The organism is Dyadobacter sp. NIV53 (genome assembly GCF_019711195.1).
Taxonomy (GTDB): Bacteria; Bacteroidota; Bacteroidia; order Cytophagales; family Spirosomataceae; genus Dyadobacter.
Genome location: NZ_CP081299.1, coordinates 2,679,454 through 2,704,680 on the forward strand (window position 1 = coordinate 2,679,454; position 25,227 = coordinate 2,704,680).

19 protein-coding genes and 1 pseudogene are annotated in these 25,227 nt (G+C 40.1%); 10 read left to right on the forward strand and 10 right to left on the reverse strand.

Translation table 11 applies throughout. The annotated features are described in order from the left end of the window. Positions 1-3: 3 nt before the first annotated feature. From KZC02_RS10770 to KZC02_RS10780, 3 genes are all read left to right on the forward strand, one after another. Positions 4-3,081 (forward strand): TonB-dependent receptor, encoded by a 3,078-nt coding sequence (locus tag KZC02_RS10770; RefSeq protein WP_221394112.1) that lies wholly within the window; start codon positions 4-6, stop codon positions 3,079-3,081. A 69-nt stretch (positions 3,082-3,150) separates the two neighbouring features. Further along, the gene (locus KZC02_RS10775; protein WP_221394113.1) at positions 3,151-4,491 is read left to right on the forward strand and encodes a RagB/SusD family nutrient uptake outer membrane protein; all 1,341 of its coding nucleotides are present in this window, start codon (positions 3,151-3,153) and stop codon (positions 4,489-4,491) included. 148 nt (positions 4,492-4,639) lie between these two features. Beyond that, positions 4,640-6,091 (forward strand): IS1182 family transposase, encoded by a 1,452-nt coding sequence (locus KZC02_RS10780; RefSeq protein ID WP_221390362.1) that lies wholly within the window; start codon positions 4,640-4,642, stop codon positions 6,089-6,091. Between the two features lie 214 nt (positions 6,092-6,305). Here KZC02_RS10780 and KZC02_RS10785 read toward each other — a convergent pair whose 3' ends face one another. The 6 genes from KZC02_RS10785 to KZC02_RS10805 all read right to left on the reverse strand — a co-directional run bounded on the left by KZC02_RS10785 (position 6,306) and on the right by KZC02_RS10805 (position 14,405). After that, the gene (locus KZC02_RS10785) at positions 6,306-7,598 is read right to left on the reverse strand and encodes a DUF4302 domain-containing protein (RefSeq protein ID WP_221394114.1); all 1,293 of its coding nucleotides are present in this window, start codon (positions 7,596-7,598) and stop codon (positions 6,306-6,308) included. Between the two features lie 26 nt (positions 7,599-7,624). Beyond that, a complete protein-coding gene (locus KZC02_RS10790; RefSeq protein ID WP_221394115.1) occupies positions 7,625-8,542 on the reverse strand; it encodes a putative zinc-binding metallopeptidase in 918 nt (305 codons plus the stop codon). Between the two features lie 47 nt (positions 8,543-8,589). Then, positions 8,590-10,077, reverse strand: coding sequence for a RagB/SusD family nutrient uptake outer membrane protein (locus KZC02_RS10795; protein WP_221394116.1), 1,488 nt, complete (start codon positions 10,075-10,077; stop codon positions 8,590-8,592). A gap of 36 nt (positions 10,078-10,113) precedes the next feature. Then, the gene (locus tag KZC02_RS10800) at positions 10,114-13,224 is read right to left on the reverse strand and encodes a SusC/RagA family TonB-linked outer membrane protein (RefSeq protein ID WP_229254164.1); all 3,111 of its coding nucleotides are present in this window, start codon (positions 13,222-13,224) and stop codon (positions 10,114-10,116) included. Positions 13,225-13,229: 5 nt separating this feature from the next. After that, positions 13,230-13,415, reverse strand: coding sequence for a carboxypeptidase-like regulatory domain-containing protein (locus KZC02_RS31705; protein WP_229254168.1), 186 nt, complete (start codon positions 13,413-13,415; stop codon positions 13,230-13,232). A gap of 408 nt (positions 13,416-13,823) precedes the next feature. Continuing rightward, positions 13,824-14,405, reverse strand: a complete 582-nt coding sequence (locus tag KZC02_RS10805) for a bifunctional precorrin-2 dehydrogenase/sirohydrochlorin ferrochelatase (RefSeq protein WP_221394117.1) — start codon at positions 14,403-14,405, stop codon at positions 13,824-13,826. 154 nt (positions 14,406-14,559) lie between these two features. Here KZC02_RS10805 and KZC02_RS10810 point away from each other — a divergent pair, with 154 nt between their 5' ends. Further along, positions 14,560-16,515, forward strand: a complete 1,956-nt coding sequence (locus KZC02_RS10810; protein WP_221394118.1) for an ABC-F family ATP-binding cassette domain-containing protein — start codon at positions 14,560-14,562, stop codon at positions 16,513-16,515. Between the two features lie 135 nt (positions 16,516-16,650). Here KZC02_RS10810 and KZC02_RS10815 read toward each other — a convergent pair whose 3' ends face one another. Continuing rightward, complete coding sequence (locus tag KZC02_RS10815) at positions 16,651-17,235, reverse strand: Uma2 family endonuclease (RefSeq protein ID WP_221394119.1); 585 nt, start codon at positions 17,233-17,235, stop codon at positions 16,651-16,653. A 106-nt stretch (positions 17,236-17,341) separates the two neighbouring features. Here KZC02_RS10815 and KZC02_RS10820 point away from each other — a divergent pair, with 106 nt between their 5' ends. Together KZC02_RS10820 and KZC02_RS10825 are read left to right on the forward strand one after the other, a co-directional pair. Next, a complete protein-coding gene (locus KZC02_RS10820; RefSeq protein WP_221394120.1) occupies positions 17,342-18,625 on the forward strand; it encodes a DUF5103 domain-containing protein in 1,284 nt (427 codons plus the stop codon). 42 nt (positions 18,626-18,667) lie between these two features. Next, positions 18,668-19,048: a hypothetical protein gene (locus KZC02_RS10825; protein ID WP_221394121.1), complete on the forward strand. Its 381-nt coding sequence runs from the start codon at positions 18,668-18,670 to the stop codon at positions 19,046-19,048. 78 nt (positions 19,049-19,126) lie between these two features. Here the strand turns inward: KZC02_RS10825 and ychF are convergent. Beyond that, a pseudogene (gene ychF, locus KZC02_RS10830) lies at positions 19,127-20,226 on the reverse strand (redox-regulated ATPase YchF). 162 nt (positions 20,227-20,388) lie between these two features. Continuing rightward, a complete protein-coding gene (locus KZC02_RS10835) occupies positions 20,389-20,739 on the reverse strand; it encodes a DUF3276 family protein (RefSeq protein ID WP_221394122.1) in 351 nt (116 codons plus the stop codon). Between the two features lie 242 nt (positions 20,740-20,981). Here KZC02_RS10835 and KZC02_RS10840 point away from each other — a divergent pair, with 242 nt between their 5' ends. The 4 genes from KZC02_RS10840 to KZC02_RS10855 are packed head-to-tail and all read left to right on the forward strand — an operon-like array spanning position 20,982 to position 23,565. Then, positions 20,982-21,434 (forward strand): septal ring lytic transglycosylase RlpA family protein, encoded by a 453-nt coding sequence (locus KZC02_RS10840; protein WP_221394123.1) that lies wholly within the window; start codon positions 20,982-20,984, stop codon positions 21,432-21,434. Between the two features lie 20 nt (positions 21,435-21,454). Continuing rightward, positions 21,455-22,369, forward strand: a complete 915-nt coding sequence (locus KZC02_RS10845; protein WP_221394124.1) for a DUF58 domain-containing protein — start codon at positions 21,455-21,457, stop codon at positions 22,367-22,369. 48 nt (positions 22,370-22,417) lie between these two features. Beyond that, entirely contained in the window at positions 22,418-23,266 is an 849-nt protein-coding gene (locus tag KZC02_RS10850; RefSeq protein WP_221394125.1) for a hypothetical protein, read from the forward strand. Between the two features lie 53 nt (positions 23,267-23,319). Further along, complete coding sequence (locus tag KZC02_RS10855) at positions 23,320-23,565, forward strand: hypothetical protein (protein WP_221394126.1); 246 nt, start codon at positions 23,320-23,322, stop codon at positions 23,563-23,565. 103 nt (positions 23,566-23,668) lie between these two features. On the opposite strand, the gene radA is transcribed toward KZC02_RS10855, so the two are convergent. Beyond that, complete coding sequence (radA, locus tag KZC02_RS10860; RefSeq protein ID WP_221394127.1) at positions 23,669-25,042, reverse strand: DNA repair protein RadA; 1,374 nt, start codon at positions 25,040-25,042, stop codon at positions 23,669-23,671. Between the last annotated feature and the right edge of the window lie 185 nt (positions 25,043-25,227).

Consider the following 25,227-nt stretch of genomic DNA (forward strand, 5'->3'; position numbering starts at 1 on the left):
ATTATGAAAAAAGTTTTTCTACTAACTATTTTCAGTGTATTTGGTATATGGTTGTCATCATTTGGACAAAGTATACGTATTACCGGAAAAGTAACATCCCTGGAAGATGAATCCGTCCTAGCCGGGGCCACAGTACAGGAAAAGGGTTCTACCAATGGAACCCAGACGGACTCAGAAGGAAATTATACGATAACCATACCGTCTTCTGGTTCAACACTGGTTTTCAGTTTTGTAGGTATGATTGCAAAAGAAACTGCAGTAAAAAATCAAAGCGTGATAAACGTCCAGCTGGAAAGTGATCTGCGTAGTTTGAGCGAAGTAGTGGTCGTAGGATTTGGCACAAAAATCAAAAGAGACCTTACAGGAAATATTGCCAGCATTAAAGGTTCTGAAATTCAGAATACACCAGTTCCAAACTTTAACCAGGCACTTCAGGGACGTGCAGCCGGAGTATTTGTGGAATCAAGCAGTGGTAAGGTTGGGGAAGGAGTAAAAGTGAGGATAAGAGGAACAGGCTCAATTAGCGCATCTAATGATCCTTTGTATGTAATCGATGGGATTCCGGTAAATTCTGCTGCCTTGTCAGGAGCGTCTACTTCCGGCACTTCACCAGCTCCGGCTGGTAATCCGTTAGCAGATATTAACTTCAATGACATTGAATCTTTCGAAATATTGAAAGATGCGTCTGCTGCCGCTATTTATGGTTCAAGGGCCGCAAATGGAGTTGTATTAATCACGACTAAAAAAGGGAAATCAGGCAAAACAAATCTTAGTGCCAATGTGCAATACGGATTTAACAAACCAACACACCTTAGAGGTTTTCTGGATGCAAAACAATATGTAGACCTGATCAGGGAAGCAGCTATTAATTCTGATGCAAGAGATGGTGTTACTTCAACAGATCCTGCTCAATATCCGGATTCGTGGCTTGAGTTTGCGGAAGGAAGGCTGGATCGCTATTCAGGAGGTACCGACTGGAAGACACAACAAACGAATACAAACTGGGAAAAGCTGGCATTTAATGATGCTTCTAAAACGAAAATCGTTGATATTAATGCATCGGGCGGAACGGACAAAACCCGTTTTTATGTCAGTTTAGGTTATAATGACCAGGATGGTATCCTTTTTGGAAATGATTTCAAAAGAATTTCAGGCCGTATCAACCTGGAACAGGATATTACTCCAAGGTTAAAACTGGGGTTTAACATGGGCCTTTCCAGAACCGTTTCTAACAGGGTTGCAGCTGACAATGAATTTTCAACACCAATGCAAATTGTAGCATTGTCGCCAATTACACCGCTGAGAAATGCAGACGGAGAATTGAACGACCGTCCTGTAACAACTTATTACAATCCATTGATAGAACTTGATAATAAAAGGAACGTTACAACCGGATTCAGGAACATTGGAAGTACATTTTTATCATACAACATTGCAAAGGGCCTGAATTTCAGAACGGAATTTGGATTTGATGTTCTGAATCAGGACGAAGATTTATTTTATGGGATTAAAACAGAAGTAGGCCAGTCTGTAAACGGTCAGGGGTCGTCCTATTTTTATCGCACTGTTAATTATAATACGAACAACTACTTTAACTATAATCTTACTAAGAACAAACATGTGATTGATTTCACAGCTGGTATGTCTTTTCAGGATTATAAAGACGACCGTAATTCTGTAACAGGCCAGGATTTTCCTGTAGATGATTTGAAAAAAATTGAAAGTGCAGGGAAAATTACGGCTGGTTATTCTTCTTCTTCACAGTCATCATTTTTATCTTATTTCGGGCGTGCCAATTACAAGTTCGACAACCGCTATTTACTTTCATTAAGCGGAAGAGTAGATGGTTCTTCCAAGTTTGGTAAAGACAGCAAATACGGATTTTTTCCTGCGGCTTCTGCCGGATGGGTTCTTTCCGAAGAAGCATTTTTAGCAGCAAACAACGTTGTAAGTTTCCTGAAATTAAGAGGTAGCTGGGGTATTACTGGTAATGCCGATGGATTTGGGGATTTCAAACAACTTGGTTTATGGGGTGGTTCCAAATATGGCGGGACTTCCGGCCTGACACCAACACAATTGGCCAATCCGGACTTAAAATGGGAGAAATCGAACCAGGTTGATATAGGAATTGATTTTGGATTTTTCAAAAATCGTCTTTCGGGAGAAATTGATTATTATGTAAAAGACACAAAAGATCTGATTTATAATGTACCCGTTCCTGGAACTTCCGGTTTTACAACACAAACTGTCAACATAGGTTCTATGCAGAATAAGGGTTTAGAGTTTGTATTAAATTCTAATAACATTGTGGGAAGTGCTTTTACGTGGAATACCAGTTTTAATCTTTCTAAAAACATAAACAAACTGACCAAGCTTGACGGAGAAAATCAACTGATTCCTGGCAACGATGGCCGGTTTATGAACTCTCTTATTGTAGGTGAATCAATTGGTGTATTCTACGGGCCAAAATATGCAGGTGTTGATCAGGCAAATGGTGATGCGCTTTATTATACCCAGAATAATGAAACTACCAACGATTACAATGCCGCTGGAAACTTTGTTGTAGGAAATCCAAATCCGGACTGGATTGGTGGAATTACTAACAATATTGGTTATAAAGGATTAGAATTAAGCGTTCTGTTCCAGGGTGTTTTTGGCAATCAGGTAACAAATGGTGGAGGCGGATTTATGACTGCCAGTTTTGACTGGTTTGATAACCAGACTAAAGAAACTTTGAACAGATGGCAAAAACCAGGTGATATTACAAGCGAGCCTCAACTCAGACTTTCAGGAGCAAATGGTACCGGTGCTTCAAGCAGATATGTATATGACGCATCTTATGTTCGTCTTAAAAATATTACACTTAGCTATAAACTGCCTCAGGCTATTTTAAAGAAAGCCAAACTAAGCACAGTCCGCTTGTATGTAACCGCCGTAAACCTGCTAACATTTACAGATTATCCTGGCTGGGATCCTGAGGTAAATGCAGACTACCGTGCAGGTAACAGAAATCAGGGTGGTGATTTTTATTCTGCTCCCCAAATCAAATCTGTAACATTTGGTGTTAACCTGGGTCTATAATTCAAGCAAAAACGATTCATCTCCACTCGTCCGGACGATGATTTCTAATCCATAAAAAAATATTAGATTATGAAAAGATATAATTCACTCATACTGGCATCCGTGCTTCTAATTTCGTCCTGCAGCAGTAAACTTGACCTGGTACCACAACAGGAAATTGAAGGAGAAATTGCATTAAGTTCAGATACCAATATTAAGAGAGTCCTTGGTGGCGCTTACGATGCAATAAGCAGTTCTTATGTATTGGGAGGTGACATAGCCCTGTTTTCAGAATTACTTGCTTCTAATGACGAAATTGCTTGGGAAGGCACCTATAATCAGCCCCGGGAAATTTATACCAAAAAGATATTGGTTACCAACAGTTACGTAAGAGATATGTGGCTTGACTCTTACAAAACGATCAATATCAGTAATAATATTTTAGGGGCAATCGATAAGGTAAACGAGGATGATCAGGACCGTGTAAAAGGAGAAGCATTGATGCTAAGGGCAATTACTTACTTTGAGTTGGCTCAATTATTTTGCCTGCCTTACAGTGATGGTGCAGCTGCAACCAATCCGGGATTGCCTATCGTATTAACCCCAACCACGGTTATTGAAGCAGGAACGAAAGTAACCCGCAGTACCTTGGAAGCAACTTATGCCCAAATACTTGCAGATGCAACGGAGGCGGAAGGATTGTTACCGGAAACCAACGGAATATTTTTATCACAAATTGCCGCTAATGCATATCTGTCACGTATTTACCTGCAAATGACAAATTACAGTAAAGCACTTGAAGCATCTAACAAAGCTATTGGGCTTGCGGCAACAAATGGTATAACCCTTACCAGCACTTATGCCGCGGCATTTAACAACGCAACTAATAGCAGCGAAGATATATTTGATATCCAGGTATCTGATCAGGATGGTGATAATGACATGCAGCTGTTTTGGTCAATTCCAGCTTATGGCGGACGCGATGGAGACGTTTCTATTCAGGATAAACATCTGGCATTATATGAAGCCAATGATGCAAGATTAAAACTATTCTATGAAGGTGCAGGCTCTATCAGAAGTGGCAAATGGATGTTGCAGTACAGAAATATCCCGGTTATCCGTCTGGCCGAATTATATTTGACAAGAGCAGAATGCAACCTGAGACTTAGTTCTCAAACTGGTGCAACACCTGCGGCTGATTTAAACTTGATACGTAGAAGAGCCGGACTGGCAGCAATTACGACTCCTACTTTGCCCATCATACTAAAAGAACGCAAACTGGAACTGGCACATGAAGGCCAGGCAATTCAGGACTTGAAACGTCTTAAAGGAACGACAGACGGCCTTGAATATAATTCAACTAAACTCGTTCTGCCAATTCCACAAAGAGAAGTAGATGCTTCCGGTATTGCTCAGAACAGCGGATATTGATTTAAAATTTATTCATTACAAAAAAACACTCCTGGTTATGGAGGGTACTGAAAAAGTCCTCTTGTATCTGAGTCAGAGAAAGGAGTAGGAAATTAAGTTTTTCTGCTCCTTTTTTGGTATCTTAAGGTGGATTTAGAAAGGGATTCAGATGTTAATTCACCAACAAAAAATTCAATTTACTGCGTTCGCCGGATTGTATGACCTGATCATTCCCAAGGACAATCTTCTTCGCAGGATTAATGAATTGATCGACTTTAGCTTCATTTATGATGAGCTTGCAGGTAAATATTGTTCTGATAACGGACGTGCAGCACAGAGCCCCGTACGGATGTTCAAATTCCTGTTGCTGAAGACAATCTACACCATTTCAGACGTAGATGTAGTCGAACGTTCCCGCTACGATATGTCCTTCAAGTATTTCCTTGGCATGGCCCCCGAGGATGAAGTCATCAATCCGAGCTCTTTGACAAAGTTTAGAAAATTGCGTTTGAAAGATGCCGACTTATTGAAGCTGTTGATAGGCAAAACAGTCTCCATAGCGATTGAAAAGGGTATTGTTTGCTCTCGATCCATTATCGTAGATGCTACCCATTCGCTTTCCAGATCTAATCCACATTCAGCCCTTAAGGTGCTTAGGGAGCATTCAAAGCTTTTACGCAAAGCCGTTTATGCTGTGGATGCTGACATTAAAGAGCGTATGCCTAAAAAGAATGATTCGGGCGAGCTCGAAAAGGAGCTTGCCTATTGTAATGAGCTTGCGAAGTGTATAGAATCGGATCAGACGTTGATCTATATCCCTGCGATCAAGGAAAAACTAAACCTGTTAAAGGAAACAATGGAGGATACTTTGGAGAACTATACGCTCTCCAAAGACAGCGATGCCAGGACGGGCCATAAATCGTCTGACAGCAAGTTCTTTGGCTACAAGACCCATATTGCCATGACAGAAGAACGTATTATTACCGCCGCAGTGGTCACCTCGGGAGAAAAGGGAGATGGTCCACAACTTCCTGAACTTTTGCAGATCAGCCAGGACAACGGCATTGAAGTAGACACGATCATCGGCGATTCAGCCTATTCGGGAAAGGATAATCTTCAACTAACCAGTGAGCAGGATATCAAGGTGGTTGCCAAGCTGAACCCTTCTATTACCCAAGGATCCAGAAAGAATGAAGACCGCTTCGATTACAACAAAGATGCGGACATGTTCGTATGCCCGGCCGGGCATCTGGCCATTCGAAAGGCACGTCAGGGAAGGAAGAATGTGGGGACAAATCAGACCTATACCTACTATTTCGATGTCGAGAAGTGTAAAATCTGTCCCTTAAGTGAGAACTGTTATAAGCGGGGGGCCAAAACGAAATCCTATTCAGTGAGCATAAAATCGGACTCGCACCTCCAACAGACAGCCTTTCAGGAAACTGACTATTACAAGCAGAAAATAAAACATCGGTATAAGATCGAAGCAAAAAACAGTGAATTAAAGAATGTCCATGGCTATGGCCGCGCAACATCTTATGGAATTGAAAATATGCAGATGCAGGGAGCATTAGCCATCTTCGCAGTAAATCTGAAAAGAATTATCAAACTTACCAACTAGGCTCGCAAAACTAAAGACAAACACTGATAAACCTAAATTCGAACATTTTGGGACGGTAGTCCATTTGCAGATCACATTTAAACAACAAAAGCGGTCAAGTAAATAAAATTTACCTGACCGCTCTGGGTAGTCCTATAATTGAGAAGCTTTTTCAGTGCCCTCTGGTTATGGGAGTGTTTTTTTGTTAGAAAACTAAACTCTTTTTGAAACAAATTTAAAAAGGATACCACCAGGAAATCCATGTTTTGGCGTCTTTTGCGCTCACCATATCGTATCTGATAGGTGATGTCTGAACAAGATAATAGCCACTTGCATCTTCTATTTGATCAGCAACAGTCGTATTCATCAGAGTATTTGTTCCGTAAGTACCTAAAATGGAAAAGATAATTCTTCCATCCGACGTGTACGAAGGCACAACAGCAGGGCCCATCAAATTGGTTTGATCATACGCCGTAAAAGCATCATAAGTAGTTCCCTGGCTGGAAGCTATGTCCGGGAAAAAGAGCATATAGTAAAAGTCTGGAATTTTGGTTATCCCAAAATAATCTTCCTTTCCTCCAACGTTAAAACCCGTTTCGGAAATCCAGTAAGATCCTTTGTCGATTACAAATTGTCTGAATCGTTTAGGAGCTGCAATGTCTACGATCAGAGGTTTTGCTGCCCCGACAACCGTTACATTGGCCGTGCCCGCAGTAAATCCGAGGGACAGCTTGGATGCATCCCAAGTTAGGTTTGTAAGTGAGTTTAAGGTTAATAAACCATTAACAAAAGGTGTTATAAATGCTACACCTGTCGAGCTGTGATAGTACTCTGTTGTAAAAGATTTAGAAGTTGTCCCTTCAAGCCAGGATAAAGTGATAGTTCTGGCGGCTGTATTTACGTTAATCTCATAGGTGACACCCCCAATCGTCACTCGTTTGAAATAAATCGGATACAAATCGATATTGCTAAACAACAAACTCTTCGCCAATCCGCCATTCCCGTAAGCAACGGCTTCTTCCTGACTGGCTTTGTTCAGTACCAATCTGGTCCTGTTTTTAGTTCCAGTTAGGGTTAAAGTGCCATTGTTGAGCGTGTCTGAGCCAAATGAAAACTCAAAATCAGATTTAAGCCCTTCACCGTAAACACCCCCGTTCACTATTCCCTCGGGATCAGCCAGTAAATGCAGATAAGAATATGTGTCAAAAATCAGCGAAGGCGACTGCAATGATTTCACCAGATAGCTGCTTTCCTTGGAAGTAACAGCTGCCTCTTTATTAAAGTCAGAATACATGACTACCCGATTCTGATCATTAAACTTAAAATAAAAGCTATAAACGCCGCCGGTTCCCGGGTAAATGGCTCCTTTCCAGCCATATTCGGCCTCGATAAGCTGTTTTTGATATTTTTCTACAGACGCGTTAACACGTTCGTTAGATGTTTGCTCGAAAACTGAATCTTCCGTTTTACAGGAAATCAATACAACGAACAGAAGAAATGGTAAAACTATTGAAAAAGTCTTTTTCATAAAATCATTATTTACGGCCAAACGATTTAGATCAATTTGACGAATTCAGCTCTGCATTTGGCTTGTAAACTGTAAAAATCAATTCCCCAGGCTGTCTTAAAATAATTTACGACCAAAGCTTCCTTACGCCTCAGCTTCGCCTGGGCATCCGCTTTACTTGTACCATTCAGACTCGCACCTTCCTGAACAGAATTTACCATTCTGGTGTAGCCGTCCTTGCCTTCGGTTAGCAAAATGGCGATTGTCTCCACAAAATCGTCATCGTATTTGGATGAAGCATACGGGCTTACAAAACCATCTGCCAAAGCCTCAGCATCGCTGATATTAAACCAGTTCTCCCCCTGAAATAATCCTTCGCTTACTCTTTTGAACTCGACTGGGTACATAATATTCTGGTGCAAAATATGTCCGAATTCGTGCTGAAGCGTACGGATGCCCTCCTTGACGACAACAGAGTCATTAGCTACATAGCCATTCATCCCCTTGACCTTGAAATTATTGACATCAAAGACAATAATTTTTCTTCCACCCTCAGCCTGTCCCAAAACTTTACTTTGATACTCATACTGCGCACTGCCGGACAGCACAAATAGTTTGGGAGAATATTTGTTAAAAAACACAAGCCCGGCTTGCTGCACATACGGCCCGATCCAGGCTTGACGTACCACCTTTGAAAAAGGAATCACCATCTCTTCTTTTGGAGGGACGAGCGTTTTTGAAATATCTGTGAATTCAAACTGATCCCATTTGTAATTGACAGCAATATTATAAGGAGTTGTAAGGCTGTCAGATATCCACTTATCAATAGCAGTCTGAACAGGCAAAGGTCTATTAAGGCCTGAAATGGTTTCAACGTCACCAAGTTCTTCTTCTTTACAGGACTGCATGATAAGCACCAGGCCGAGCACTGCAAGACAGTTTAAAAAAGTGGATTTCTTATTCATATATATTCTTTTTTTCGATCAAGAGAATTTCCGATACTTGTATAAGCCTACCTTTTATTTAGTTCCAAACCTGACAGCGTAACAGACTGTGGAAGCTGCAACTGTCTTCGAGCGTCTCCATCAAGAACCGTAATTGTCTGTCCCTCAGCAGTAACGTGTTCCACATCTAATCCATATCTCAGTATATCAAACCAACGCATTCCCTCCTGTGTAAATTCAAGTCTCCGAAGGTCCATAATACTGTAAAGAAGCCCAAGGCTGTTATTTGTACCAGAATTGGCTAATCCATAATAGGTACGGATCTTTGGTAAGGTTATCGCATATGTACTAGCATTGTAGCTTCGGATGCGTTTGCTGGCAAACAGGTTCAAATCAGCTAACGCAGCAGACTGATTACCTAAAAACAAGTTTGCCTCGGCACGGTTGAATAAAACCTCTTCTGTTGTAAACAGAGGTACCATTACCCATACAGAGCCGATCTCAGCATTTACAGATTCTTTGACAAAATATTCGTCAAGCTTGGGAATCAATAAATTGCCTTCTCCAACGTTGAAAAGTGGATAAGCCCAGCTAACTGATGAACCAGTGATATTGCCAACAGCCTTTATCTCATCCCAGATGGCATTGGTAAGGGCATATCGGTAAGTAGGCGTGAAACGTGAAGCTAACGAATTGGTCTCTACAAGCAAAAGGTTAGCATTTTCAGTCGCTCTGGTATATCGTTTATACAATTCCTGATAAGAAAGAGGTAAATACTCTGTATTCCAGGGGCGTAAATTAGGCCCGATATCTCCGCCTGGAAAAACACTATTTGCATATTGAAGAACCTTCGCATAATCCTTTTTGACCAGATAGAAACGACAAGCGAAAGCGTTCGCAGCTGCAATATTGAAATGGTACTTGGGAACGGTGTAACTAACATCCTTTATCAATGGCAATCCTTCGAGCAAGTCCTTTTCAATCATGTCGTACACGTAGGCGACTGTCCTACGTTCGTACTGCTTTACTACCACAGTTTCCGGCTCAGTTACATAGGGTATCCCTGCGTCGCTTGATGCTGTTGCAGGATCGTAAAATTTACTGTAAAAGCTGACAAGCATAAAATGTGCATATGCCCTGGCAACCAATGCTTCTCCTTTCTGAGCAGAAAATGATTCAGGATTAGTTGACTCAGCTATTACCAAAAGTGCCTGGTTTGCAACCGAAATGGCATGATAAGCCTGAGCCCAGTACATGTCGGGCGAATCTTCCTGATCCACTGGCGCATCTACCACTTCAAACCGGTACGAACCTCTGTTTACCCGATCATCAGTTCCGGCCCCTTTGTCGTCAGCATTATCGCTCATCGCTTCGCCGAATACGACATAACTTCCCTGCGGATAGGCTGTCGTTAACAATTGTGAAACCTGTTCAGGTGTCTTTAAAGTTGCACGGGTACTATCCGGCTCCGTTGAAAGAAATTGTTCACAACTAAGTAGTGTAAGAAAAGGGAACACCAGTGAAAAACCTTTCAGATATTTTTTTATATGCTTCATTTCCATTTTACTTCCCGATAATCTTGGATGTTAGTCTTACAATGAGAATTTTAAAGAAGCCGTAAATTGCTTTTGAATCGGTTGAGCTACCCCGCCCGTATTAAAAAATTCAGGATCCTGCCCTTTCAATTTCTTATCAGCATAAATCAACCACACGTTTATCGCAGAAACCTGGATCGATGCGTTGGTCATTCCCAATCGTTTAGCTGCAACGACTGGTATTTTGTAAGCAAGTGACACCGATTTCAACCTTACAAAATCTCCGCTGGCCACGCGTTCGGAAGAATAATTGTATGCTGTGTAGGGATAAATACCAGCTAACTCTAATGTGTTGGTAGTCAACGTCGGTATCGAAGGAATAGTTGTAATTTTCTCGTCGCCGATCAACTCCCAACGATCGTTAAACTCTTTCGGAAAGGCATCCAAATCACTAAATGCAAACCGTGAGTTAGAATTACCATTGTACAAAGGTCGTAACCTGATCTTGTTCCCAGCCTGGCCAGTCAAAAGCAGGTTGAGTGTAAAATCCTTGTAGGTAACAGAATTATTCAAACCGCCTGTCAGAGGTGGATCCACCGGGCCCTCATATTTCAGGTAGCTTACATTCTGGTCTTGCAGGTAAATATCAGAACTCACCTCTCCTTTCTCATTGATAAAAGTAGGAACTCCGTTTCTGGGATTCAGGCCTCTGAAATCAACAGAATATAAGCTTCTTACGGGATGCCCCTGTACATTCGCACCCTCAGGCTTTACCATATCAAAGATCGTCGGCAGATTATCTACACTGGTAATATTTGTGTGAGAATATCCGGCAGTAAGCCTGGTTCGCCACGATACGTTTTGTGATTTATGCAAAACCACATCCACGGAAAGATCAATTCCCTTAGATTGCATATCGGCATAGTTGGCAACCTTAAATGTTTGCCCACCTATACCGGATGTTTTAAAACGATCAATCAGATCAAAGCTGTTCCGTAAGTAAACATCTGCTGTAAGAGACAGTCTGTTTGCAAAAAGTCCCAGGTCCAGGCCGATATTGGCGCTGTAAAGTTTTTCCCAGGTAAGCTCAAGATTTGCAAGTGAAGCTAGGTTAATCGCCGCTTCTTTTTCATCTGCATAAGGACGATTCGTAATCAGACTTTGAAGCAAGACCGCAGAATTGGAAGCAGGACCTGTGCTTGCAGTAAGGCCATAACTTCCGCGAACTTTGGCATAGCTGATCCATGGAAGGTTCTTTATGAATTCTTCACGATCGATATTCCAGGAACCGGCAACTGTCCAGGTTGGAAGCCAGCGCCCGATATTGGATTTGCCAAACCGGTTGGACCCGTCGTAACGTGCGTAGGCGGTGAAATTATATTTGTCATTCAGCGTGTATCCTAAACTTGCATAAAAGGCTGCAAAGCGGTCAAATGTCTTCCCCATTTCGTAGTAGGGAAAATTGGCCTCAATCGTTTGCTTCAAAATTCTATAATCTACAAAAGGTACACCACCCTGATCGTACTGATATCCGTAACCGGTATTGTTGAAACTCTGACGATTGGTAAACTTAATTTCCTGTCCAAACAACGCATTCACTGCGTGTTTCTCCTGAAAAACCTTGTTATACCGCAGATTGTTTCTGACGTTATAAAATGTCATTTCGTCCTCTGCACGGTTGTAGAATCCTCCTCTTGGCAAAACGACCACGGGTTGAGCATCAGGATTGTCGGGATCGGTGTATAGGAATTTGTTATTTCTCGCAATCTCAGAATTGCCCGCTGCCCTGTAAGCATTGGCCATGTTTGCATTCTCAGTAATCATGTGTTCGCGGCCGGTTTTAATGTACCTGAGCGCTCCCATGAAATCGTATTGAATATGCGGTGTAATTTTGTAAGTAAGGTCACCTTGTAACCTGATATCTGCCAGATTAAGTTGAATTTTGTTATTTTCGAGCTCTGTCAGAATATTAAACGGAGCAAAATTTCTTCTGAAATATTCTCTATCACCATTTTCATCGAACGCAGTTAGCGTGCGGCTTGTATTCAATGCATAACTAAACGGATTGATATCAAAATCGCGTCCATAAGTACCGTCTACCGCATTGCTTTGACGAGAAAGAGAGCCCGGTGCATTTTGACGTCTCAATGAAGACAGGGTGGAAAAGCCAACTTGTACTTTGTCTGAAAACTTATAATTATTTCTGAAATTCAAAGTATAGCGACTAACCTTGTCTGCAAGTGTCCAGCCGTTGTCGTTCAGAAAACTGGTAGAAAAATAAGATTGACTTTTTTCAGTTCCGAACGAAACGCTTAATGAATGCTCTTGCAGGAAATTATTTTTGAAGAGAATATCAAACCAGTCTGTATTGGTTTTGGCATATCGCATTAGAAAGTTATTTCTCGCTTCTAATGTATTTGCAGCGCCAAAAGAACCGTCGTCGGTCCCTGGAAGCATACTAAAATACTTACCAAAAACGCCATAATCAGGTCTATCAAGAATATTCGACCTCAAATATCCCTTATCGTACAACTCCACGTAAGCACCCATTTGCTCCGCAGAATTCATGATATTAAAGTTTTTGTAAGAGGGTTTTAGTTGTGTACTAAAATTACCTGAATAGGAAACGGATAAGCTTCCGCTTTTACCCTTCTTAGTCGTAATCACAATAACCCCATTCATAGCCCGCGCTCCATACAAAGCAGCAGCGGCTGCATCTTTTAATATATCAAATGTCTCGATATCATTGGGATTAAGACCTGCAACAGCTGAACCAAGCAAGGTTGTAGGATCACCGCTGGAGAGCTGGTCATTGGAAATGTTAACAATGTCTTCTAAAACGACACCATCCACAACCCATAAAGGTTTATTATCTCCATTAAGGGAAGTAGCACCGCGGATACGGATTTTAGGAGCAGCGCCAAATGTTCCGGAAACATTTTGAATAGAAACACCTGCCGCACGACCTTCGAGAGAGCGGCTTATATCCGGCAAACCGTCAATCTTCACATCGTCAGCTTTCAAGGTAACCGCCGAGCCTGTGAATTTTCCTTTGTCAATCTGCTGAAATCCTGTTACGACCACATCTTGTAAGCCAACTGCATCTTCTGAAAGCTCAATGGAAACACTTTTGGCAGCTTTTACTTCTTTGGGTAAAAAACCAATCATCGTTACTACCAGAGTAGCACCATTGCCAACTCCTGGAAGAATAAATTCTCCTTTTCATTAGTTACAGTTCCTTTTTGTGTTCCCTTTAACCTGATAGTAGAACCAATTAAAGTTTCACCGGAAGTACTTTTTACAACCCCACTTACATCAAATGTCTGCGCAGTTGCTTCCGATGAAAAATGCAATAACAAAATGACACTAAACAGGTGTGCAAATAGCCGACTCCGACCACAGATCCGATAAAAAATTTCCATACAGAAAGTATAAGTCTAACGCTAAATTAATGGGGCGGTAACAACCGCAGTTTGGTTATTTATAAATTCAATAATACACATAAACACAACAAAAAACGAGAAGTTTTTTCACGGGAAGTTTTAGTGTATCTCATTGGTGACTAAAAACGGCAGGTTTATTAAATACTAACCTGAATAATTATGGACAAATTAATTTAAAATAAATACACTGATATATGTCATTTAGAGAATAACGAAAAATAATATAATTTTATATGTGTCTGATTCTCATTTGTTATGATCAGCATGAAGATTAAAACGGGAGGTTTTAAACGTAGAAATTACAGTTGAGATATGTGCATATTATTATTTTTCTGCCTTTTCTACTAAAACAGAAGTAATACGATTAAGCTCATCAACTTTATATGCAAAATCGCCTTTTAGCATATCACGAACGGCCTTCAATTGTTCCATAGCAGTTTCCAGATTATCAGGCAGTGCTTCTGTCAAAACTTCTTTCAAACGTTTCGCCATGGTCGGCGACATACCATTTGTTGAAATAGCCACTTTTAAGTTGCCTTTTCTGACAACAGAAGACAGATAAAAGTCGCATAACGGAGGCGTATCAGCCACGTTACAAAGAATATGTCGTAACCGCGCCAAACCTTTAATACGCTTATTCTCTTCCTTATCATTCGTAGCAACGATCACCAGATCCTTTTCAAAAAAATCATCTTCTTCAAACTTCCGTTCAATCAGCAGAACCCGTGGATTTGTTAAGGCAATTTCTCTAATCTCATTCCTGATCTCAGGAGATATCAACGTAATTGTTGCTTCCGGAGAGTTGTCCAACACAGCAGTAATTTTCTCTAAACCTACATAACCACCACCAATGATAAGTGTATGAAGATTTTCGAGTTTGAGGAATATGGGAAAAAGATTATTCAAATGAATTTTATCAGTAAAAATGTTAACGCATAAAGCTAATTGCTCTAACCAAATTTACAAGAATAATGTTGTATTTCGGATTAACTATTTGATTTTATAACTATTCCAACAATTACCTTTTTACTATCTCCTACTTTCGCCGTACCTTTGCGGCATGATCGCGATTACGAACCTCAGTTATTTTCTTGGCGACCGTGCATTATACGATAGCGCGTCGCTTCATATCAAGCCTAAACAAAAAATCGGCCTTATTGGTCTGAATGGAACCGGAAAATCTACCTTACTCAGGATGATTAACGGTGAATTTCAGCCAGATGGAGGTTCTATATCAAAATCCGGTGATTGTACGATCGGATTTTTGAACCAGGATTTACTTTCTTACCAAAGTGATGATTCAATTCTTGCGGTAGCCATGCAGGCTTTCGAACGTCAGAACCATTTACAGGTTCAGATTGACAAAATACTGTATGAAATGGAGCATGACTACAAAGATGCGCTGGTTGACAAGCTTGCAAGGGTTCAGGAAGAATTTGAAGCATTGGATGGTTACACCATTCAATCCAAGGCTGAAGCTATTTTAGAAGGGCTTGGATTTGTTACAGATGACTTGCAAAGACCGCTCAAATTATTTTCCGGAGGATGGCGTATGCGGGTTATGCTTGCAAAACTGCTTTTACAAAAACCAGCTTTGCTGATGCTCGATGAACCTACCAACCATTTGGACTTACCGTCTATTCAGTGGGTTGAAAAGTATGTACAGAATTATGAAGGTGCAGTAATTGTGGTTTCTCACGACAGGCAATTTCTCGACAACACCATTGATGTAACCATTGAAGTTGCAAACGGAAAATTGAATTATTACGCGGGAAACTATACTTATTATCTGGAAGAGAAAGAGCAGCGCAATGACATTCAGCGAGGAGCTTACGAAAATCAGCAGGCTAAAATTCGTCAGACCGAGCGTTTTATTGAACGTTTCAAGGCAAAAGCTACGAAATCCAAACAGGTACAAAGCCGTGTGAAAGCGCTTGACAAACTGGATGTGGTAGATCAGGTAATTGACGAAAATGCCAAGGTACATTTCCGGTTCCAGTTTACCACCCAACCGGGCAGGCATGTTTTCCAATTGGAAGACGCATCCAAAGCTTATGGTGAAAAAGTAATTTTAGATGGCACCAATATCAGTATGGAACGTGGTGATAAAATTGCTTTGATCGGAGCCAACGGACGCGGAAAATCTACTGTTCTCCGTGTAGTTGCAGGCGACGAGCCAATTGAAGGAAAAAGAAGGCTTGGACATAATGTTATGTTCACTTTTTATGCCCAGCATCAGCTTGAATCATTAAATATCAATCATAACCTGATTGAAGAGCTTAAATATGCCAATCCAAATAAAACAGAAACAGAGCTAAGAACGGTTTTGGGCTGTTTTCTTTTTACAGGAGATGATGTTTTTAAGAAAATCAAAGTACTTTCCGGTGGTGAAAAATCACGTGTGGCGTTAGCAAAAGTTTTACTTTCTCAGGCTAATTTCCTGTTACTCGATGAGCCTACCAATCACCTGGACATGCAATCGGTCAATATTTTAATACAGGCTTTGCAGCAATATGAAGGAAGTTATATTGTAGTTTCCCACGATAGGTATTTTGTTGAAAACATAGCAAACAAAATCTGGTATATTGAAGATCACGAGATCAAACAATATCCTGGCACTTATCAGGAATACGAAGTATGGATTGAGGAACGTGGATTACAATCGGCAACGAGTGCAAAAGCGGTAGTTAGCAGTGCCCCGCCTCAAAAAAGCAACCCGCAACCTGCTTCAAATGCAAACGCACAAAAGACCAATAATAGCCGTCACGTCTCTAATGAAGATGCACAAAAGGTAAAAAAAGCTAAAAAGCAGGTAGAAGAACTGGAAGCGACTATTAGCAACCTGGAAATCAAAAAGAAAGAAACGGAGACTAAACTGGGTGAACCGGCAGTATACAATGACGCAAAAGCATTGGCTGACCTGAACCGGTTTTATGCAGATATCAAACAAAAACTTGAAAAAACGACCGAAGCCTGGGAAAATGCAATGATAGAAATAGAGGAACTTGCCGGGTAAAACTTTTCTAATTTTAGTAAATTAAAAATATTCAATTCTCAATATTTAACGCTCAATGTCCATAGCTTTTTGCTTTGAATATTGAGCATTAGGTATTGATTATTCTTTAAAACCAATATTAATTTCAACAGTATATCAGATAATCACCAGATCTTCAGTATCGGCATATATATCTGCCAGATTCAATTTAAGATCAATACTGCCGAGCTCAATAGATTCACTGATATCATAAGCTTCTGAAGCCAAAAACCAGACTCCCTCATCATTTTTTTTGAATACTTCCGCCGCTACTGACAAAGAATCTATTAAAACATACTCTTTTAAGGAAGGAATGCTGCGGTAAAAATGGAATTTCTCTCCTCTGTCGTATCCTGATGTACTTTCTGAAAGCACTTCGATAATAATTGCAGGGTTAAGAACTGTATCTTTTTTATCATCCCGATATTCATTTTTACCACACACAATCAATAGATCGGGATATGTGTACAGACCATTTGAAGGAATATACATACGTAAATCACTGGAATATGTCCGGCACGATTTCCCTTTTAAAAAACTTCCAATATCAATAGACATATTTTCAGTAATCCGATTATGGTTATGACTTGCTCCGGCCATTGCAAATATCTCTCCCCGGTAGTATTCACTTTTATAATCGGCTTCTCTTTCCATTTCGAGGTATTCTTCCTGCGAGTACGTTTTTTGCGGTTGTGCTGTCATATTCTTAAAGTTGTTAAACAAAAATAGCTATTTCCCTTAAAAAGCAGATTCAAATTGCTATATATACAATAATATAAAAAGGGATCGTTACTTTCTTAAAATTTCTATGCGTCTTGTTTTATTATTTTTATTGATTACCGGTTGTTTACAGGCAAAAGCTCAAAGCGCTAATGTTCGTCTGGAAGATTATATTTATAATGACCGAATCACGACCGTACTGCTGTATCCGGGTATCGATGATCTTGAAAACCCAAGAAGATTAATCAGTGCACCGATCATTCCAATTCAGAATACATTTCCGCTAATACTCGAATTTGATGACCTTTCTGCATCTTTTGTCGGATATCGTGCCAAAATCATACATTGTAACGCAGACTGGAGTAAATCAAGTCTGAACGACATTGAGTTTACTTATCAGTATAATGAATATCCGGTTGTTACATACGAGCAATCGTTTAGTACCAAAGTCCCCTATTTTCATTATAAGCTGGAAATACCGAAACTTAAACTTTCAGGAAATTATGTTGTATATGTATACTCCGAAAACGACCGTAAACTAGTATTGTCGCGCAGGTTTATGATTTATGAACCGGGTGTAACGATTGATGCCGAAGCACGATTTTCACAAGGAATACAACAGCAGTTCTCAGATCAGCAGATTGATTTTAAAGTTGATTACAAAGGTTTTCAGTTAAATGCACCGCAAACAGACCTTAAAGTTGTAATCCGTAAAAATATGCGTTGGGACCAAATCAAAACAGGATTTAAACCCACCAATGTAAGACCATTCGACAAAACACTGGAATACACTTTTTTTAATCTTGAAAATACTTTTCCCGGTGGAAACGAATTCAGGTATTTCGACAGTCGTACGTTGTCAGGAAGAGGTTATGGAATTGAGTCTATGGAACGGACATCGGAATTTACCAAGCTTTTTTTATTTCCGGATAAGCCACGTTCCGAAGGCGTTTACATACAGGTTGACGACCTGAATGGGCAGTATATTGTGGATCAGACGGAATCCGGACGTGGAAGTGTGGAAGCAGATTACTCACCGGCTGTTTTTACTTTACGTACTCCGGAAGACCCTGACGCCACATATTATGTAAATGGCGCCTTTAATTTATGGCAGTTGAATGATCGTAATAAAATGGCCTTTAATCCGGATATCAATGCTTATCAGGCAGAAATATTTTTAAAACAAGGTGTGATTAATTACGATTATACTGTTGTGAAAGGGCAGGACAAAAAACCGGATGAAGGCTACGTAGAAGGGAACTATGTAGCAACTGAAAACGATTATGATATTTTAGTTTATTACAGGCCTCAGGCAGGCAGATCTGACCTGTTGGTTGGATATAGAACTGTTGAATGGAATAGAAGAAGATAGAATTACGCTGCTTTTCAGCAACACTCAAATCAGCACATGGCTATGCTCACCAGTTATATAACTCCGAATTTATACCTGACCCGTGATGAATCGTCCATCATTGACCTGCTGGTTGATCATAAGGAAATGCCTACGGATTTTGAGAACAGTCATGTATTATCCTTTTACCACGAACGGAATTTTCATCTGGCTTTATACTTTCCAAACCAGGAAGACAGAGGATTTCACATGTATGTGGTGCAGGATTTTTCCATGCATGTGGATGAACTCATTATTTTAAGAGAAATTTTCGCCAGTCTCATCAGTCAGGGTTATGGCTTTCCTATACTAAAAAAAGCGCATGACCAGACAGATAACATGGTACATATGGCTAAAACGTTTCGGGTGATGATGAATCCGGGTGAGCAGGATTTCGAACAATAGAGATTTATAACATACTCATAAGCAAGAAAAGCGGAGCTGTATAAGAGCTCCGCTTTTCTATTATCAGTATTTACAAGCCTACACATTAAATCTAAAATGCATAATATCACCGTCTTCCACTACATATTCTTTCCCTTCAACAGCCATTTTACCCACTTCTTTCACTGCAGCTTCTGTTTTATATTTTTCGTAATCAGCTACTTTAATCACTTCTGCGCGGATAAATCCTTTTTCGAAATCACTGTGAATTACTCCTGCTGCTTGTGGTGCTTTCCAGCCTTTCACGATCGTCCAGGCTCTTACTTCCTTTACACCAGCTGTGAAATAAGTGATCAGGTTCAGCAATGCGTATGATGCTTTGATGAGTTTACTTAAACCCGATTCTTTCAGGCCATACTCACCTAAAAACATTTCATGCTCCTCAGGATCTTCTATTTCGGATATCTGAGATTCAATCGCGGCACAAAGAATAATTACTTCTGCACCTTCATGTTTTACAGCTTCACGTAACTTCTCAGAATATTCGTTGCCGCTAAGCATTGAATCCTCATCTACATTGGCCACATACAAAACAGGTTTTGCCGTTAGTAACTGCAGGTCTCCGATTACCGATTCTTTTGTTTCTTCGTCGATCTGCACACTGCGTGCATTTTTACCTTCTTCCAGTGTTTGTTTATATAATTTCAGCCATTCCAGCTCCGATTTTGCCTTGGCATCGCCGGCTCTCGCACCTTTTTCTGTTTTCTGTATTTTTTCTCGACCGATTCCAAATCTTTCAATTGCAGCTCGATATCGATAATTTCCTTATCAAAAACAGGATCAACACGGCCTTCTACGTGAACTACATTTTCATCCTGAAAACAGCGGACAACATGGACAATAGCATCCACTTCCCGGATATTTGCCAAAAATTTATTACCCAATCCGGCTCCCTGGCTTGCACCTTTTACCAGACCTGCAATATCAACAAATTCAATTATCGTTGGTATAGTCTTTTGAGGCTTTACCAATCCAATCAGTATATCAATTCTTTCGTCAGGTACAGTTACTACACCGACGTTGGGTTCAATAGTGCAAAAAGGATAATTGGCGGCTTCGGCTTTACCGGTAGAAATAGCATTAAAAAGAGTGGATTTACCTACATTTGGTAATCCTACAATCCCACATTGAAGACTCATATATAAAGGTATGCAGTTAAAAGCCAACGGCGATTTGTATCATTTTAGAAACGCACCAGCCATCAGCCAAATAATAATTTTGCACAAAATTACTATTTAGGCAATACAAAAACCAAAAGCCCTCGTAATTGATTGCGAAGGTTTAGGCTGAAAAGTAAAATTTTATTCCCATTTCAGGTCTGACGATTCTCCTACAACGTCCACTTCGTCAGTTTTGGTTTCGAACTGAGTGAAGTCAACTTCCGGCATCAGCTCGGTTTTTACGTGATCGACTGTTTCTTTTAAAGCATCAACGAACTTATCGAAATCTTCCTTGTACAAAAACATTTTGTGCTTTTCGTACGTAAAACCATCTCCCTGAGGATGACGACGGCTTTCTGTAATGGTAAGATAATAGTCGTTGGATCGCGTGGAGCGAACATCGAAGAAGTAAGTCCGTTTTCCTGCCCTAACCCTTTTGGAGTAGATTTGCTCTCTGTCTTCCACTATGTTTGATTTTAAATAGGTTTTCAAACGCTAAAATAGAAAGTTTATTGCTGTGAACAAAAAAACATAAATATTTACCCAATTTCCATTTTCAAAATAAATATAATTTTTATCAGAAACATTGTACTTAAAAGTAACAGAATAATAGTTTCTCCGATTATTCTGTTACTTTTGAAGAATCCGTGATTCTAATTCTCAAAAAGATCACATATTCAGATAGGAAATAAGGTTGTTGCAATCTTATTTATGTTTCATCCTAAACCTCAGATATGACTTATCATCGGATTCTGATTCTAATTCTTTTTGCATTTGCCTGGCAGCCGGATTTATTTGCCCAGGTATCGTTAGGCAAAACTGAAACAGGGCGTGCTTCTTATTATTCAACCCGTTTTCACGGACAGAAAACTTCCTTCGGAGAAGTGCACAAAAGCACTGAATTGTCGGCTGCCCACCGCAGTTATCCGCATAATACCATGCTGGAAATCACGAATCTGAACAACAATGAAAAAGTAATTGTACGTGTAAATGACCGAGGGCCTTATTCCAAAAACCGGTTGATCGATATCAGCAAAGAAGCTGCAAGGTTATTGGGAATCCTGGCAAAAGGTGTTGCAAATGTGTCAGTAAGGGTAGTTGGAATGGAAGGAATGGTTTTATTACAAAAAGACGAAGATATTGATCCGAATTCGGGAAAAATTGTTTCCTTGCGTACGAAACAATAATCCTTAATTTTCATCACGTTATGAGCATCCGGAAACTTGATTTAACGAAAGTAAGAGAGTTCGGAAATCTGGAATTTCTTGCCAAACAACTGGTAGAAGGATTTATTACCGGGCTGCACAAATCTCCCTTTCATGGTTTTTCTGTTGAATTCGCCGAACACCAGTTATATAACACGGGGGAATCTACAAGGTATATTGACTGGAAAGTATTTGCAAAATCCGACCGGCTATATGTCAAACGTTATGAAGAAGAAACCAACCTTCGTTGCCATATATTAATCGACACATCTTCGTCGATGTATTATCCCGAAGAGAATTATGGTAAAATAACTTTTAGCGTAATGGCAGCCGCAAGCATTACGTATTTACTTCAGCGTCAGAAAGACGCGGTGAGTTTGTGTACATTTTCTGAAAAAATAGAAATGCAGACGGCAGTAAAATCCACGCCATCGCACGTACATAAGATCATGACAGAGCTGGAAAACCTGTTGCAAACCAGCAGGCCATTACTTAAAACTTCTGTGTCGGACGTACTACATCAGATTGCTGAGAAGATCCATAAGCGTTCGCTCGTTGTAATCTTCAGCGATATGTTTGATAATCTGGAAGAAGCTGAACATATTTTTTCCAGCCTTCAGCATTTAAGGCATAATATGCACGAGGTGCTTTTATTTCATGTAACCGATAAAAGAACCGAAGAAACTTTTGCTTTTGAAAATCGTCCATATGAATTTATTGATTTAGAAACAGGTGAAAAAGTAAAAGTACAGCCCGATCAGGTCAGGGAATCGTACCAAAAGTTTGTTGGTGACTTTTACCGGAAATTAAAACTAAAATGCGGCCAGTACAAAATTGATTTTATTGAAGCAGACATTGCGCAAGGTTTCGATCCTGTTTTGATGGCGTATTTAGTAAAACACTCGAAAATGAGATAATTATTTAAGAAATTTGGCTGAAACTTCATCCATTTTTCGGCCGTTATTATGAAAAAATTCTTCCCTGTTCTCATTTTAATCCCCCTATTATTTTGTCTGTTGTATGGATGCAAATCTGCTAAAAAATCTTTAAAACGGGGAGATTTCGACGATTCTGTACTACGTGCAGTTGAAAAGCTAAAAGACAATCCTGATCATACCTCTTCCATTGAAATTCTAAAACAAGCTTACCCGGCTGCATTAGAGCAGCATTTGCAGGAACTTAAACAGATTCAGTTATCAGCAGATCTTTTCAAGTCCGAACCGGAGTTAATTTCCTACGAAAATCTTAATAAACTGTACAAAGCCATAAGCCAGTGTAATGTTTGCGCAAAAGCGGTAGATGCCCGAAACTTCGAAAATGAGGAATACACGGCTCGTAACAACGCAGTAAATATTCGTTACAAAGAAGGTGAAAGATCCCTTTCTAATGGTGACCGGGAAAGTGCGCGAAAAGCCTACGAACATTTTGAAAAAGTAAATCTGCTTATTCCGGATTTTAAGGAAGTTCGAAAAAAAATGGATCTGGCTTATGAAATTGCGTCGTTTAAAGTCGTCGTAGAACAGGTTTTGGTTACTTCAAAAACATATAAGCTGAGTAACGAGTATTTTCAGGATAAGATAGATGAGTTTTTAAAAACCAATAAACGCCTTAACAAATTTGTAAGGTTTTACAATCCGAATGAAGCTGCTGAAATTAAATTGCAACCGGATCATGTTGTAACTCTCCAGTTCGATGATTTTGTAGTTGGACAAACTTTAATTGAGAAAAATACAGAAACTGTTGTCAGTAAGGACAGTGTGAAAATTGGAGAAAAAATGATTGGCAGAAAAAAGTTATCATTTATGATAAAGTAAAAGCCAGCTTCACTAAAAACAGGAAAACAGTCCATTCTGCCGGATTACTTGATATGCAGATCAGGGATTTTAAAACAAAAAGAATTGTAAACCAGGAAAAATTTAATGGTGAATACAACTGGATGTGTGAATGGGCAAATTTTAATGGAGACGAACGTGCACTCACTTCTGCCCAGTTGCGAATGACCAAAAGCCAGGAAGTTTTACCGCCGGCACCGCAGCAGCTTTTCATTGAATTCAGTAAACCAATTTATGACCGGCTCACCAATAAATTAAGAGAATTTTACGCAAAATATTAGAAAGCCGGTTAACAATCGGCTTTCGGCAAAATTAAACTTTCCAAGACTAGGTTTCACCGACTGTAACATGGAGACGCTTTGGCTTGAAAAGTCTTTGCGGCTCCTACTGATTCAGGAACAAATCCATAAACAGCTGATCGAGATGCGCTACCGGTATTATTTTTATTTTAGAGCGTTCCAAATCCAGCCCTTTACTGTTATATTTCGAAATATAAATTTTCTTAAAACCTAACTTTTCAGCTTCTGATATTCTGCTTTCAATACGACTCACAGCCCGCACTTCACCGCCTAATCCTACTTCCGCCGCAAAACATGCTGAAGCAGGAATAAACTTATCTTCATAAGATGATACAATAGAAGCTATTACGGACAAATCGATTGCCGGATCTTCCACTCTCAGGCCTCCTGCAACATTCAGGAAAACATCCTGTACACCTAACCGGAACCCACCGCGTTTTTCAAGAACTGCCAATAACATTTGTAACCGCTTTGCATCAAATCCCGTACTGCTCCGCTGTGGAGTTCCATAAGTAGCAACACTTACTAACGACTGTATCTCAATTAATAAAGGGCGGTTTCCTTCCATCATAGAACCAATTGCAATTCCACTCACAGGTTCATCGCGCTGGGAAATCAGGATTTCAGAAGGATTGCTGACTTGCCTTAAACCTTCGCTGTGCATTTCATATATACCTAGTTCAGAAGTACTTCCGAAACGATTTTTCATTGTACGCAAGATCCGGTATGTAGTATGCCGGTCTCCCTCGAATTGCAATACCGTGTCAACCATATGTTCAAGCACTTTTGGGCCCGCCAAAGATCCGTCCTTGGTAATGTGCCCGATCAGAAAAACCGGAACTCCTGTTTCTTTTGCATATTTCATAAATTCCGCCGTACATTCCCGCACTTGGGATATGCTGCCTGCACCTGACTCAATATAGGTAGACTGCATAGTCTGAATAGAATCGATGATCAGAATTTCAGGTTGAAATTCCTCAATCTGGCGAAAAATACTTTGTGTCTGGGTTTCGGTCAGAATAAAACATTTATCACTTTTAGATGACATTCGTTCCGCACGCATCTTAATCTGTTGTTCCGATTCTTCACCCGAAACATATAAAACCCGCTTGTCTGAAAGCGTAAGTGCTATCTGAAGCATCAGCGTCGACTTCCCAATTCCTGGCTCTCCTCCTATTAATACCAGCGATCCCTGTACGATCCCACCTCCCAATACACGATTAAGTTCCTGGTCAGCAGTGGCAATACGGGGTTCATTTTCATAAATAATTTCAGCGATTGCCTTTGGCTTACTTGCCAGATTTACCGATTTCCAGGAAACGGTTGGTTTCGCATCTTCTTTTTCTATAACTTCCTGTACAAATGTATTCCATTCGCCGCATGAAGGACATTTTCCCACCCATTTGGGCGAATTATACCCACATTCCTGGCAAAAATAAGCTGTTTTGGCTTTGGCCATAAAGGATTAATGTTGTTGATTTATTTTTAAAGGATAACAAAATTGAAAGAAAAATTATCCAAAGATGGTAACGTTTCATCACATCACTCAAAAAATAAATCTGCGGGGTACAGTTTTTTGCATTTTGACGTTATTATCCGATTTTATTTACAACAACTATTTTATTAAATGAACACACTTACAAA